Here is a 13,209-nt window from a genome sequence, read left to right on the forward strand (position 1 = left end):
TCTCAGTAGAGTCCCGCACGCCGGGGTTGTCAACCGTGCGCCCGGTGCAGTTGGCCCCACAGGGCTTATTGCGGATACTCTTCTCGGGAACTCTTACGCGCTCACCGGAGGGATGCCGCCATGGCACTGGCCATCACCGACGAACACGCCGAGCTGGCCGGGGTCGTCCGGTCGTTCGCGGTCGACCAGGGATTGCGCGTCGCCGCACGCGGTGCGCTGGATTCGCGCCAGGCCGGCGATCCGGGTCCACTGTGGAAGCAGCTCGGCGAGCTGGGCTGGGTGGGTCTGCACCTGCCCGAGGAGTTCGGTGATTCGGGATACGGATTACCCGAGCTGGCCGTCGTGCTCGAAGGGCTCGGCACCGAGCTGGTGCCCGGCCCGTTCGTGCCCACGACCGCGGCGTCGGCGCTGATCGCGGAAGTCGGCTCGCCCGCACAGCGGGCGGCGTTGCTGCCCGGGCTCGCGGGCGGCTCGGTCCGCGCGTCGCTGGCGTTGGACGGGGAAGCAGGGCCGGCGCTCGGCGCAGCGTGGGCCGGGCTGCACCTGTTCCGCCGCGGCGAGGACATCGTCGTCGTGCGGGGCGGGCAGGCGGAGCCGCTCGGCGGGCTGGACCCGTCGCTCGGGGTCGCCCGGCTCGACCTGGCGGGCGCGACCGAGGAGGCCGTGCTGCCCGGGGCGGCGCCGGCGGCGCTGAACACGCCGGTACCGAGGGTGACCGGAGGTGGCGACTAGAATGAGGCGTCCGAATTCAGTGAGGCGAGGAGTCGTCGTGCCGATGGTCCGAACAGACGGCGACGCCGTGCGGGACGGGGCCATCGAGGAGGACGACGCCCGGGAGGCCGACGCGCCGGAGCGCAAGCTGGCCGCCCAGGTCGCGCACCGCCTGGAAAGCGACATCATCCGCCGCGGCTGGCCGGTCGGCGAGGTCCTCGGCTCGGAACAGGACCTGCGCGAACGCTATCGCGTGAGCCGCTCGGTGCTGCGCGAGGCCGTGCGGCTCGCCGAGCACCACCAGGTCGCCCGCATGCGCCGGGGCCCGGGCGGCGGGTTGTTCGTCTGCGCCCCCGACGCCGCGCCGGCCACCCGGGCGCTGGTGATCTACCTGGAGTACGTGGGGACCAGCGTCGAGGACCTGATGCAGGCCCGTCAGCTGCTGGAGCCGCTCGCGGTGGCGCTGGCCGCGGAACGGATCACGGAGCAGGACATCGAGCGGCTGCGCGCGGGGCTGGACGAGGAGGTCGAACGCCACGACGAGGCCGGCATCTTCGCCCAGGACAGGGTGCACGTGCTGCTCGGCGAGCTGTCCGGCAACCCGGCGCTGCAGCTGTTCGTCGACGTGCTGTCCAGGCTCACCACCCGCTACGCGCACACCACCCGGCGGATCCCCAAGGAGGAGATCGACAGGGGCAAGGCGGAGGCGCGGGAGCGGCACCGGGTCATCGTCGACGCCGTGATCGCCGGGGCGGCGGGCCGCGCCGAGGCCGAGACGGTGGCGCACCTGGCCGGGGTGAGCGAGTGGCTGCTGGCCCATCGCGCCCGCCGCGGCGCGAAGGCCGCCGGTCGCGCCTTGGAGGTCTCCGGCGCCAAGCTCGCCGAGGTGGTCGCCGCGCGGATCCACGACGAGATCGCCCGCCGCGGCTGGCCGATCGGCCAGGTGCTCGGTTCCGAAGCGGACCTGCTGGCCCGCAACGGCATCAGCCGTGCGGTGCTGCGGGAGGCCGTGCGGCTGCTGGAATACCACTCCGTCGCGCGGATGCGCCGCGGGCCCGGCGGCGGCCTGGTCGTGACCGAGCCCGACCCCGGGGCCAGCATCGAAACGATGGCCCTGTACCTGGACTATCGCGGGGTGACGGCGGAGGACCTGCGCGTGGTGCGGGACGCGGTCGAGCTGGGCACGCTGCAGCAGACCATCCGGCGGCGGGCGGAGCCGGAAGTCGGGCAGCGGCTGAAGGCGGCCCTCGCGCGGACCGGCGAGCCCGGCCCCGAGGGGCGGAGCGGCTCCGAGGCGTTCCACACCGAGCTGGCCGAGGTTTCGGGCAATCCCGTGCTCGCACTGTTCCTGCGGATCCTGACCGAACTGTGGACCCGGCACCGGGCGGGCACGGACACCACGCCGCAGCCGGGGCCCGGGGCGCTGGCCGAGGTCGAGGCGGTGCACGAGCGCATCCTGGACGCCGTGCTCGCCGGGGACGAAGGGGTGGCACGGCACCGGATGCGACGGCATCTCGAAGCGCTCACGGCCTGGTACCACTGAACCTTCCCGAATATAGTTTCCTTAATTTGAGGCACCGGGGAGGGCTTGTGGACGGCATCGATCTGTCCGGGCAGGTCGCCCTGGTCACCGGCGGCGGAGCCGGGATCGGGCAGGGCATCGCGCTCGGGCTGGCGAAGCGGGGTGCGGCGGTAGTGGTCGCGGACATCGAGCCGGAACGGGCCGGGCACACGGTGCGGATGGTCGCGGACAGCGGCGGTGACGCGATCGCGGTGACCACCGACGTGATGGACACCGCGCAGGTCGAGGCCGCGGTGAAGACCGCCGAGGACCGCTACGGCAGGCTCGACATCCTGGTCAACAACGCCGGTGGGGTGCGCGGGCGGCGGTTCCTGGACCAGAGCGAGCGCAGCTGGCGCAGGCACATCGACATCAACCTGGTGAGCGCGCTCTCGGCCACCTGGCACGCCGCGCACGCGATGGTCCGTGGCGGGCGTGGCGGCGCGATCGTCAACGTGGCGAGTATCGAGGCCAGCCGCGCCGCGCCGATGTACTCCGTCTACGCGGCGTGCAAGGCGGGCGTGGTCAACTTCACCCGCACGATGGCGGTGGAGCTCGGCGAGCACGGCATCCGGGTGAACTGCATCGCGCCCGACCAGACCCGCACACCGGGCAACTCGGCGCTGCGGACCGGGCCGGTCGAGGAAGGCGCGTTGCGGGTGCGGCCCGCCGAGGAGCAGGAGGCGCTCGCACGGTACGTGCCGCTGGGCCGTGCAGGGCACGTCGACGAATGCGGTGACGTGACGGCGTTCCTGTGTTCACCGCTGGCCCGTTACGTCACCGGGGTGACGGTGCCGGTCGACGGTGGCACGTGGGCCTCCAGCGGCTGGGTACGGGAGGACGGGGGCTGGGGCCTGTACGGGAAAGCCGGCGGCTGACTACGCCCTTTCCTTGCGCAGTGCGGAGATCACCTCGTCGCTGGTCGTGACGGTGGCCAGCAGTGGAAGGGTGTGGGCGACCTGGAAGTCGTGGATCTCCCTGCTACTGCCCGCGATCGCGTCCGTGGGCACGATCGCGGTGAGGCCGCGGTTGAGCGCCTCGAGACAGGCGCCGGGGATGCCGACGTTGGTGGAGACGCCGGTCACGATGACGCTGCGGACCTCCCGTTCCCGCAGCACCGCCTCGAGCTCGGTGCCGTGGAAGGGCGAAAGCCCGTGCAGCCGCCGGGAAACGTAGTCCTCGGGCCGCGGTGTCAGCCGGGGATGGATCTCGGCCGCCGGTTTGCCCTCGACGCAGGCGCCGCGCTTGCGCAGGGCGCCGAGCAGGAGGCTGGACGCCTGCGTGCCGACGCCGTCGGGCCGCAGCACGATCGTCGAGTGCACGACGAGCATGCCCGCCTCCCGGCAGGCGTCGGCGAGCCCGGCGATCCGGGCGAGCACACCGCGCCGGGCGATCTCGCCGACGAGCCCGCCGTTGTCGCTGTGCTCGGCGTTGACCATGCCGTTCTGGCATTCGTTGATGACGAGCGCGGCGCGCTCGCCACGATCCAGACCGCGGACGGGCATGTGGTCCTCCAGAAGTCGCCGGCATCGCTCGGTGCATGAGTATACTCATTTAGGCGACGGGGAGATGAGCGGTTCCCGCGGTGATGAGGAGTGGTCGAGGTGTCGTTTGTGCGGACGGTGGGCTCGGCCCTGGCACTGCCCGCCGAGATCACGCGCTGGATCGAGGAGCCCACCGGCTTCCCGATCGCCGCCGCGGACCGGATCCCCGGCGGCGGCATGCGGCAGGGCTGGTTCGTGGACCCGCGGGAGGCCGGCGGCGCGGTGCGCGAGCTCTTCCTGCGCTACAGCCCGCAACCGGAGAGCAGCGCGTTTCACGCCCTGGCGACCGAGGCGCAGGTGATCCAGGCGCTGCACCGCGCGGGCGCCCGGGTGCCGGCCGTGCACGCGGTCCATCCGGAGCGCGAGGCGGTGCTGCTCGACCGGATGCCCGGCGCCACCTGGTTCTACCGGATCGGCGATCCCGCCGAGCAGGTCCGGGTGGCGCAGGACTTCATCCGGCAGCTTTCCTTCGTGCACCGGCTGGGCGCGCTGGACATCCCGGCGCTGGGCCCGGCCCGGTCCGCGCGGGAGCACGCGCTGGAGCGCATCGAGGCCATTCGCGAACGGGCGAGCGCACCCGACGGCACGATGGACCCGCTGGTCCGGCTGAGCGCCGACTGGCTGGAACGGCACGTGCCGGACTACGACGGGCCGCTCGTGCTGGTCCAGGGCGACACCGGACCGGGCAACTTCCTCTACCAGGACGGCCGGGTGAGCGCGGTGCTGGACTGGGAGCTGTGCCACTGGGGCGACCCGATGGACGACATCGCCTGGCTGTCGCTGCGCACCGTGCAGGACACCTTCACCCACCTGCCGGACCGACTCGCCGAGTACACGGAGCTGACCGGGTTCCCGGTCGACCCGGAGCGGGTCTGGTACTACCGCGTCTTCGCCGAGACGACGATGGCGACGTTGCGCCCGAAGGAGACCGGGCACGCGCAGCCGCACGACGCCGGCAACCGGCTGCTCTACACGCAGCTGCATCGCCGGCTGTGGCTGGAGGCCCTGAACGTGGTACTGGGGCTGGATCTCCGGCGGCCGGAGCCACCCGTCCCCGCGGAACCCGAGCCCTGGCACCGTTTCTACCACGACGCACTGGGGATGCTGCGTACCGTCGCGCCGCGGATCGACGATCCCCTCGCGGCACAGTGGACGAAAGGCGTCGCCCGGCTGCTGCGCTACCTCAAGGAGACCGACGCGTCCGGGCGCGTGGAGGCGAGCCGGGAGCGCGCGCGGCTCTCGGCGTTGCTCGGCGACCCGGTCGAGTCCGTGGCAGCCGGGCGCGCCGGGCTCGCGCAGGCCCACCAGCGCGGTGCCGTCACCGACGAGCAGCTGCTCCGTGAGCTGTGGAGCCGGGTCATGGTCGAGGACGAGCTGATGCGGACGGCCTCGGGCGCGCTGCACGATCGCGGCTGGCCGCCGCTGGGCTGAACCCCCGGTCAGCGGGGGAGACCGAGTACACGCTCGCCGATGATGGTCCGCTGGACCTCGGAGGTGCCGCCGCCGATCGAGGCGGCCAGGCTATAGAGGTAGGCGCCGGTGTGGCCGTCCGGTTCGTGCCGGTGCACGAAGGTCAGGCCCCGCGGCCCGAGCACGTCCATGGTCAGCCGCAGCAGGCTCTGCCGGATCTCGGCGAAGTACAGCTTGACGATCGAGCCCTCCGGCCCTGGCGTGGGCCGGCGGGCGTTGCGGGACACGGCGGCGTAGGTCATCGCACGCAGCGCGGCGACCTCGGCCCTGGCGTCGGCGAGGCGGCGGGCGATCTCGTCGTCCGCCAGCGCGGGGCGGCGGCCGTCGGGGCCGGTGACCTCGCCCGCCAGCTCGATCAGCTGCTCCAGTCGCCGGTGCAGGGCCAGCTGGTCGGCCATGAACGCGGAGCCGCGCTCGAAGCCCAAAGTGGACATCGCCACGCTCCAGCCCTGGTCGAGGGCGCCGACGACGTTGCTCAGCGGGATACGCACGTCGTCGTAGAACACCTCCGCGAAATGCCGGTCCCGCGCCGGGGTGCGCAGCGGCCGGACCTCGATGCCCGGCGCCCGCATGTCGGCGATCACCCACGTGATGCCCTGGTGCTTCGAACCCGTGGAATCGGTGCGCACCAGCAGTTCCTGGTAGTCGGCGGCGTCGGCGTAGCTCGTCCAGATCTTCTGGCCGGTGACCACCAGCTCGTCGCCGTCGAGGACCGCGCGGGTGCGCAGCGAGGCGAGGTCCGAGCCGGCCTCCGGTTCGGAGAAGCCCTGGCACCACACCGCCTCGCCACGCAGGATCCGGGGCAGGTGGAAGCTCTTCTGCGCGTCGTCGCCGCGGGCAATCAGGGTGGGCCCGCCGTGGTTGAGGCCGACGAAGTTCACCCCCACGTCCGGGCCGTTCGCGAGCGCGTATTCCTCATACCAGATCAGCTGCTGGGTCAGCGTCATACCGCGCCCGCCGTACTCGGCGGGCCAGGAGATCCCGGCCCACCCGCCGTCGTACTGCGTCCGCTGCCAGTTCAGGTCGAACTCACGCATCTCTTGGATCGCAACGGGTTGCGGTTCGGCGGGCACATTCTCGGCGAGCCAGGTACGGACCTCTTCGCGGAACTCGTGGTCTCCGGGGGTGGTGGCTTTCATGGTGGCCCTTTCCTCCTGGATCGAAATAAAGTACAAAGAATTATCAGCTGCGGCAAGGGCGCGAAGGAGTGGTCGGAGTGGATCTGCTCCCGTCGGCGGACCAGCTGGAGATGGCGGACGCGATCGAGCAGTTCCTCCGCCGGCGGCTGTCCGTCCCGCAGCTGCGGGAGCGGATGGGCGAACCCGCGCCGGACCATGCCTGGACCGAAGCCGCCGAACTGGGCGTGTTCTCGCTCGGGCTGCCCGAGGAGGCGGGCGGCGCCGGCTGCCCGGCCGTCGAGGAGGCGCTGGTGTTCCGCGTGCTCGGCAGGCACCTCGCGCCACCCGGCTTCCTCGGCACGGTGCTCGCGGCCCGCGTCGCACACGCCCGTGGCGACAAGGAACTGCGCGACGAGCTGGCCGCGGGCGCGCGGCGGGTGGCCGTGGCGATCCCGGCCGGGGTCGTCGACCTGCCAGGCGCTGTGCACGTACTGGCACCGGGACCGGATCTCGTCGGCGTGGCGGAGCTGAACGTGGGCCAGCGGCTCGACTGTCTCGACCCGACGGTCACCCTCACCGAGGTCACCGGCTGGCCGCCCGCCGGCGAGCCGCCGCCGGGTGAACGGATCGACCTGCTCGGCCGCCTGCTGGTCGCGGCGATGCTGACCGGGATCGCCGACGCCGCCCTCGAGGCCGGGGTCGCCTACGCCCGGGAGCGGGTCCAGTTCGGCCGTCCCATCGGCACCAACCAGGCGATCAAGCACCGCTGCGCGGACATGGCGATGCGCAGCGAGGCGGCCGGCTCACTGCTGCTGTACGCCGCGCTGGCGCTGCGGGACAACCGCGGGGACGCCGACTTCCAGGTCGCCGCGGCGAAACGCATCGCGACACAGGCGGCCTACGAGAACACCCGGGCCAACGTGCAGATCCACGGCGGGATGGGGTTCACCTGGGAACACGACGCGCATCTGCTGCTGACCCGCACGCATCTGCTCGACCAGCTCTTCGGCGACGTCCGGCACCAGCAGGCCGCGCTCCTCGCCACCGCGCCGGCCATCCCCTAGGAGACCCGATGGACAACGTCACGCTCGTGGTCGCCGACGGGGTCGGGACGATCTCGCTCAACCGGCCGCACCGGCACAACGCGATCGACGACGACACCCACGAAGAGCTCGAGCAAGCCTGGCAGCGAGCCGCGGCCGACGACGCGGCGAGGGTCATCGTGCTGCGCGGGGAAGGCCCGTCGTTCTGTTCGGGCCGGGACACCGCCCAGCTCGGCGAGCGCGTCGCGGGGGAGAGCGACCTGGCGTTCGTCCGCCGGCACCAGCGAGCGCGGATCGCCCAGCTGGACAGCCCGAAACCGGTGATCGCCGCGGTGCGCGGATACGCACTCGGTGGCGGGCTGGAGATGGCGCTGGCCGCCGACATCCGCATCGGCGCGACCGACGTGCGGATGGCGTTCCCGGAGATCCGCTACGGGCTGATGACCGACACCGGCGGCTCACCGCTGGCCACCCTGCTCGCCGGGCCGTCGCGGGCGAAGTGGTTGCTGATGACCGGCCGGCAGATCGACGCGACCGTCGCCCTCGGCTGGGGGTTGCTCGATGAGGTCGTGGCGCCGGAAGAACTGGACGGCCGGGTGGCAGAGCTGGCCCGCGAGATCGCAGGCAAGCCGCCCGGCGCGCTCGCGATGATCAAGCAGACCGTGGACGGGATGGGGCGCGGCCCGCTGCGCGCCGCCCTGGACGCGGAACTGCTCGGCCAGGTCGCGCTGTTCGCCGGCGCGGACTACCAGGAGCGCAAGCGCGCCCGCACGGAAGGTGCCCGCTGATGCCGTTGCCCGAACCGCCCCCGGCAGGCACGGCGATGCTGCCGCCGGGAACCTTCGACGGCGGCGTCGTGCTCGTCACCGGCGGTGGCACGGGCCTCGGCCGTGGCATCGCCGTGGAGTTCGCCCGTCTCGGCGCGGCCGTGGTCGTCGCGAGCCGGGCCGAGGACCACCGCCGGGCCGGGATCGAGGCCGTCGAGGAAGCCGGCGGCCGCGCGATCGGGGTGGCCCTCGACGTCCGCGAACCCGAAGCGGTCGCGGCCGCGTTCGACGAGGCCGAGCGCGAGCTGGGCCCGGTGTCCGTGCTGGTGAACAACGCGGCCGGGAACTTCCCCGTGCTGGCGGAAAAGCTGTCGCTCAACGGCTGGCGCGCGGTCACCGGGATCGTGCTCGACGGGACGTTCGCCTGCAGCACCGAGTTCGCCCGCCGGGCGATGGCGCGCGGTTCGGGCGGGGCGATCCTCAACATCGGGGCGACCTACTCGTGGACCGGCGGCCCCGGCACCGCGCATTCGGCGGCGGCGAAGGCCGCGGTGACCAACCTGACCCAGTCGCTGGCCGTCGAGTGGGCGCCGCACGGCATCCGGGTCAACGGCCTGGCGCCCGGCCTGTTCCCGCACGAGGACCACCACGCCGCGCTCAAGGCCGCCCGCCCGGACAGCGACCGCGACGGCTCGACGGTCCCGGCCGGGCGGGTCGGCCGGATCCACGAACTGGGCTGGGCAGCGACGTATCTCTGCTCGCCGTACGCGGTCTACCTCAGCGGCCACACGATGGTGCTCGACGGCGCGAACTGGCTCCGGCGTGGCCTGCGGATGCCCGAGTTCGAACCGGTCGCCGAGCAGTTCGGCTTCTCCGGGAAGAGTTCGTGAAACCCGCACCGTTCGGCTATCACGCGCCCGGTTCGCTACCGGAGGCCGTCGCACTCGTGGCCGGGCTCGGCGACGACGCGAAAGTGCTCGCCGGCGGGCAGAGCCTGATCCCGGTGCTGGCCATGCGGCTGTCCCGGTTCGACCATCTCGCCGACCTCGGCGGCGTGCCGGAGCTCGCCGGGATCTCCCGTACCCGCGACGGTGTCCGGGTCGGCGCGATGACGGTGCAGGCCGACGTCGCGCGCAGCGCCGAGCTGGCCGCGGTGCCGTTGCTGCGCCGGGCGACCCCGCTCATCGGGCACTTCCAGATCCGCAACCGCGGCACGCTCGGCGGTTCCGTGGCACACGCCGACCCGGCCGCGGAGTACCCGGCCGTGACGCTCGCGCTCGACGCGACGGTGGAGGCCACGGTGCCTGCCGGGGTCCGCCGGATCCCGCCGGCGAGTTCTTCGACTCGGCGTGGACCACCACGCTCGAACCGGACGAGATCCTCACCGCGATCGAGTTTCCCTCCTGGAGCGGTGGTTTCGCCGTCAAGGAGATCGCCAGGCGGCACGGTGACCTGGCCGTCGCCGGTGTCGCATGTGGACTTTCCGTGCACGACGGCACGATCACCCGCGCCGCGATCGCCTGGTTCGGCATGGACCCGGCGCCGGTCCGCGTCGACGCCGCGGAACGCGCGCTGACCGGTTCGGCGGTGCCCGGCCTGGATCTGGCGGAGGTGGCGGCGGCCGCTGTCGCGGACCTCGATCCACCCGACGACCAGCACGCGTCGGCCGGCGGGCGCCTGCGGATGGGCCGGGCGTTGGCCCGCCGGGCGCTGGCCGAAGCGATCGAGGAGGCGCGGGGAAATGCCTGAACACGTCAAGGTGAACCTGGAGGTGAACGGCCGGTCCGAAGCCTCCTACGTCGAGCCGCGCAAGACGCTCGCCGACTCCCTGCGCGAGGACTGCGCGCTCACCGGCACGCATCTGGGCTGCGAGCACGGGGTGTGCGGGGCCTGCACGGTGCTGCTCGACGGCCGGGCCGTGCGGTCCTGCCTGGTGTTCGCGGTGCAGGCGAACGGCCGCGCCGTCACGACCGTCGAAGGCCTCGCCGGGGCGGACGGCGTGCTCGGGCCGGTGCAGGAGGCGTTCCGCGCGGAGCACGGGCTGCAGTGCGGGTTCTGCACGCCGGGTTTCCTGGTGTCGGTGACCGCGTTCCTCGCCGAGCACCCGGATCCCACGGACGAGGAGATCCGGGCGGGACTGTCGGGCAACCTCTGCCGGTGCACGGGATACCAGGGCATCGTCGCCGCCGTGCGTGAACTCGCGAAGGCGAAGTCATGAACACCGGGCGCTACGTCGGTCAGTCGGTCCAGCGGCGTGAGGACCCCGCCTGCTCGGCGGTCGTGGCCGGTTCATCGAGGACATCGTCGTGCCGGGCATGCTGCACGCCGCGTTCGTGCGCAGCCCGGTGGCGCGCGGCCGGATCACCGCCGTCGACACCGGGCAGGCGTGCCGCGCCGAAGGGGTGCGTGCCGTCTACACCGCGGCGGAGCTCAACGGGCTGGTCCGCGAAGCCTGGTGGTCGATGGCAGGCCCGGACGCGACCTACGCACCAGGCACCTGCCTGGCCGCGGGCGATGTCCGGTTCGTCGGCGATCCGATCGCGATCGTCGTCGCGGACTCGCGTTATCTGGCCGAAGACGCCGCCGAGCTCGTCGAGGTGGACATCGAGCCGCTGCCGCCGGTGCTGGACACCGACGCGGCCCGCCGCGACACCGACCTCGTGCATCCCGAGGTGGCACCAACGTGGCCACGCGACTCCCCGCCGCGCCGGATCCCGCGCTGGAGGAGGCTTTCGCCGAAGCGGCGGCGGTGGTGTCCGAGACGTTCGTGCAGCACCGGTACCTCCCGGTGCCGATGGAGACCCGCGGCATCCTCGCCGGCTGAGACCCGTTCGACGAGCGGCTGGACATCTGGGCCGCGACGCAGAGCGCGCACGAGGTGCAGGCGTTCTACGCGCGGCTGCTGGGCCTGCCGCAGAACCGGGTCCGGGTGCGCACGCCCGACGTGGGCGGCGGGTTCGGGCTGAAGGTCTTCTCGATGCGGGACGAGTGGGCCGTGGTGCTCGCGGCGACCCTGCTCGGGAAACCGGTGCGCTGGATCGAGGACCGGTACGAGAACCTCGTCGCCTCCTCGCACTCCCGCGACGAGAAGATGACTCTCTCCGCGGCATTCGGCCCGGCCGGGATCCTGCGGGCGCTCAAGGCCGAGCACGTCGAGAACTCGGGCGCCTACCCCTACGCGGGGTCCGGCACGGTCAGCGGCGTGGTCGGGCTCTGCGTTCCCGGGCCGTACAAGGTGGTGCACAGCTCGTATTCGGCCGAGGCGGTGTTCACCAACACCTGCGGTCGCGCGCCCTATCGCGGGCCGTTCCTGATGGAGACGGTCGGTCCGGAGCAGCTGATGGACGCCGCGGCGCGGCAGCTGGGCATCGACCCACTGGAGCTGCGCCGCCGAAACGCGCTGTCCGCCGCCGACATGCCGCACACCCTGCCGACGGGGATGGTCTACGACAGTGTCACCCCACTCGAAACACTCGAGCAGGCCGCGGAACTGATCGGGTACGAAGAGTTCCGGGCCGAGCAGGCGCGGGCGCGGGGGCGTCACCTCGGGATCGGGATCAGCCTCTGCGTCGAGCCTTCGGCCGTGGCGTTCGGCGCGATGGGCACCGAAGGCGCCGTGCTGCGCATGGACACGAGCGGCAGGCTGCAGCTCGCGCTGGGCAGCTCCAGCACCGGGATGAGCCTGGAGACCACGATGGCGCAGGTGGTGGCCGAGGAGCTCGGGTGCGACCTCGACGACATCACCTTCACCCAGGGCGACACGGCGGTGACACCGTACGGCGCGGGCACGCAGGGCAGCCGGAGCGCCGTGCTCTACGGCAACGCCGCCCGGCTGGTCGCGGAGACCGTGCGGGGCAAGGTACTAGCCATCGCGGCGCACGCGATGGAAGCCGCGCCGGAGGACCTCGACGTGGGCGAGGGCCGCGCCTTCGTGCGCGGCGTGCCGGCGAAGGGCCTGAGCTTCGCGGAAATCGCCCAGCTCGCCTATGCCGGGCACGACCTGCTGCCACCGGGCCTGTCCGCCGGGATCGAGGCGGTCACCCGGTTCAAGGCGCCACAGCTGACGTTCTGCAACGCCTGCCACGTCTGCACCTGCGAGGTCGACACCGAGACCGGTCTCGTGCGCATCCTGCGCTACGTGGTCAGCGAGGACTGCGGGCGCATGATCAACCCGAAGATCGTCGAGGGCCAGATCTTCGGCGGCGTCGCGCAGGGTATCGGCGGTGTCCTCTACGAGCACCTGCCCTACGACGAAGAGGGCAACCCGCTCTCGTCGACCTTCGCCGACTACCTCGTGCCCACCGCGGCGGAGATCCCCGAGATCGAGTGCGCGCACCTGGAGTCGCCGGCTGCCAACGGGCTCGGCGTCAAGGGCGTCGGCGAGGGCGGCGCGGTCGCTTCGCCGGCGGCCGTGTTCAACGCCGTCGCCGACGCGCTGGCCCCGCTCGGGGTCGTGCTGCGCGGAACTCCGCTGGGGCCCCGGCAGATCCTCGACGCGCTGGAGGCCGCCGGCTCCTGACGCGGGCCGGTCAGCGCAGGAGCGCGGTCTCCAGCGCCGATCGGAAGTCGTCGGGCAGCGGGCCGGGGCCGTCGGCCGGGACGTGGGCCACGGTCGCGTCGCTCACCCCGACGCACCGGCCGCCCTGGTACATCGCCTGCGCGAGGGTGTAGGAGGCCCGGCCCAGCCGCTTGATCCCGGTGCCGATCTGGACGGGTTCCGGATATCGCGTCTCACCGAGGTAGTGCACGTTGAGCTGTACCAGCATGCCGCGGGCGGGCCGGAAGGCGTGCCGCTGCCGCAGAGTCTGCTCGAACAGCACCCGCGCCTCCTCGTACAGCCGGGTGATGGCGACGTTGTTCACGTGCCCGAGCGGGTCCAGGTCGCCGTAACGGGTGGGAACGTCGTGCCAGAGTGGATACCGGTCCCGGCGGGAGAGCGAGCTGTCCGGCCGTATCGGTGCTTGCAGGGCGGGGGCTTCCATGCCGATCCTTCCC

The 13,209-nt window shown here is 72.6% G+C and carries 14 protein-coding genes and 2 pseudogenes; 13 read left to right on the plus strand and 3 right to left on the minus strand.

Annotation, left to right across the window (positions count from 1 at the left end; all coding sequences use genetic code 11):
* Nucleotides 1–120: 120 nt before the first annotated feature.
* The 3 genes from LWP59_RS16495 to LWP59_RS16505 are packed head-to-tail and all read left to right on the plus strand — an operon-like array spanning nucleotide 121 to nucleotide 3,150.
* Nucleotides 121–732, plus strand: a complete 612-nt coding sequence (locus LWP59_RS16495) for an acyl-CoA dehydrogenase family protein (RefSeq protein WP_144639393.1) — start codon at nucleotides 121–123, stop codon at nucleotides 730–732.
* Between the two features lie 43 nt (nucleotides 733–775).
* Nucleotides 776–2,254, plus strand: a complete 1,479-nt coding sequence (locus LWP59_RS16500; RefSeq protein WP_144639395.1) for a FadR/GntR family transcriptional regulator — start codon at nucleotides 776–778, stop codon at nucleotides 2,252–2,254.
* 47 nt (nucleotides 2,255–2,301) lie between these two features.
* Nucleotides 2,302–3,150 carry an SDR family NAD(P)-dependent oxidoreductase gene (locus LWP59_RS16505; RefSeq protein WP_144639396.1) on the plus strand — a complete coding sequence of 283 codons (849 nt, stop codon included), beginning with the start codon at nucleotides 2,302–2,304 and terminating at the stop codon, nucleotides 3,148–3,150.
* Here LWP59_RS16505 and LWP59_RS16510 read toward each other — a convergent pair whose 3' ends face one another.
* Nucleotides 3,151–3,777, minus strand: a complete 627-nt coding sequence (locus LWP59_RS16510; protein ID WP_144639398.1) for a cysteine hydrolase family protein — start codon at nucleotides 3,775–3,777, stop codon at nucleotides 3,151–3,153.
* 99 nt (nucleotides 3,778–3,876) lie between these two features.
* On the opposite strand from LWP59_RS16510, the gene LWP59_RS16515 reads away from it, so the two are divergent.
* The gene (locus LWP59_RS16515) at nucleotides 3,877–5,247 is read left to right on the plus strand and encodes a phosphotransferase family protein (RefSeq protein WP_222425555.1); all 1,371 of its coding nucleotides are present in this window, start codon (nucleotides 3,877–3,879) and stop codon (nucleotides 5,245–5,247) included.
* Nucleotides 5,248–5,255: 8 nt separating this feature from the next.
* Here the strand turns inward: LWP59_RS16515 and LWP59_RS16520 are convergent, their stop codons facing one another.
* Nucleotides 5,256–6,425, minus strand: a complete 1,170-nt coding sequence (locus LWP59_RS16520; RefSeq protein ID WP_144639400.1) for an acyl-CoA dehydrogenase family protein — start codon at nucleotides 6,423–6,425, stop codon at nucleotides 5,256–5,258.
* Between the two features lie 77 nt (nucleotides 6,426–6,502).
* Between LWP59_RS16520 and LWP59_RS16525 the strand changes: the two genes are divergently transcribed.
* The 9 genes and pseudogenes from LWP59_RS16525 to LWP59_RS16565 all read left to right on the plus strand — a co-directional run bounded on the left by LWP59_RS16525 (nucleotide 6,503) and on the right by LWP59_RS16565 (nucleotide 12,733).
* Nucleotides 6,503–7,468 carry an acyl-CoA dehydrogenase family protein gene (locus LWP59_RS16525; protein ID WP_144639402.1) on the plus strand — a complete coding sequence of 322 codons (966 nt, stop codon included), beginning with the start codon at nucleotides 6,503–6,505 and terminating at the stop codon, nucleotides 7,466–7,468.
* Nucleotides 7,469–7,476: 8 nt separating this feature from the next.
* Entirely contained in the window at nucleotides 7,477–8,235 is a 759-nt protein-coding gene (locus LWP59_RS16530; protein WP_144639404.1) for an enoyl-CoA hydratase/isomerase family protein, read from the plus strand.
* Nucleotides 8,235–9,104 (plus strand): SDR family oxidoreductase, encoded by an 870-nt coding sequence (locus tag LWP59_RS16535; protein WP_144639406.1) that lies wholly within the window; start codon nucleotides 8,235–8,237, stop codon nucleotides 9,102–9,104. The genes LWP59_RS16530 and LWP59_RS16535 overlap by 1 nt, the downstream gene beginning before the upstream one ends.
* A 56-nt stretch (nucleotides 9,105–9,160) precedes the next feature.
* A pseudogene (locus tag LWP59_RS16540) lies at nucleotides 9,161–9,481 on the plus strand (FAD binding domain-containing protein); the annotation flags it as partial.
* A 185-nt stretch (nucleotides 9,482–9,666) separates the two neighbouring features.
* Nucleotides 9,667–9,963 (plus strand): FAD binding domain-containing protein, encoded by a 297-nt coding sequence (locus LWP59_RS16545; RefSeq protein WP_229857764.1) that lies wholly within the window; start codon nucleotides 9,667–9,669, stop codon nucleotides 9,961–9,963.
* Nucleotides 9,956–10,432: a (2Fe-2S)-binding protein gene (locus LWP59_RS16550; protein WP_144639409.1), complete on the plus strand. Its 477-nt coding sequence runs from the start codon at nucleotides 9,956–9,958 to the stop codon at nucleotides 10,430–10,432. Before LWP59_RS16545 ends, LWP59_RS16550 begins: the two co-directional genes overlap by 8 nt.
* A 97-nt stretch (nucleotides 10,433–10,529) precedes the next feature.
* Nucleotides 10,530–10,772, plus strand: a pseudogene (locus LWP59_RS41000) (hypothetical protein); the annotation flags it as partial.
* Between the two features lie 125 nt (nucleotides 10,773–10,897).
* Complete coding sequence (locus LWP59_RS16560) at nucleotides 10,898–11,038, plus strand: hypothetical protein (protein WP_222425567.1); 141 nt, start codon at nucleotides 10,898–10,900, stop codon at nucleotides 11,036–11,038.
* 18 nt (nucleotides 11,039–11,056) lie between these two features.
* Complete coding sequence (locus tag LWP59_RS16565; protein ID WP_222425563.1) at nucleotides 11,057–12,733, plus strand: xanthine dehydrogenase family protein molybdopterin-binding subunit; 1,677 nt, start codon at nucleotides 11,057–11,059, stop codon at nucleotides 12,731–12,733.
* Nucleotides 12,734–12,743: 10 nt separating this feature from the next.
* Here LWP59_RS16565 and LWP59_RS16570 read toward each other — a convergent pair whose 3' ends face one another.
* Nucleotides 12,744–13,196, minus strand: coding sequence for an acyl-CoA thioesterase (locus LWP59_RS16570; protein WP_144639411.1), 453 nt, complete (start codon nucleotides 13,194–13,196; stop codon nucleotides 12,744–12,746).
* Between the last annotated feature and the right edge of the window lie 13 nt (nucleotides 13,197–13,209).

The sequence above is a fragment of the Amycolatopsis acidiphila genome (assembly GCF_021391495.1).
Classification (GTDB): domain Bacteria; phylum Actinomycetota; class Actinomycetes; order Mycobacteriales; family Pseudonocardiaceae; genus Amycolatopsis_E; species Amycolatopsis_E acidiphila.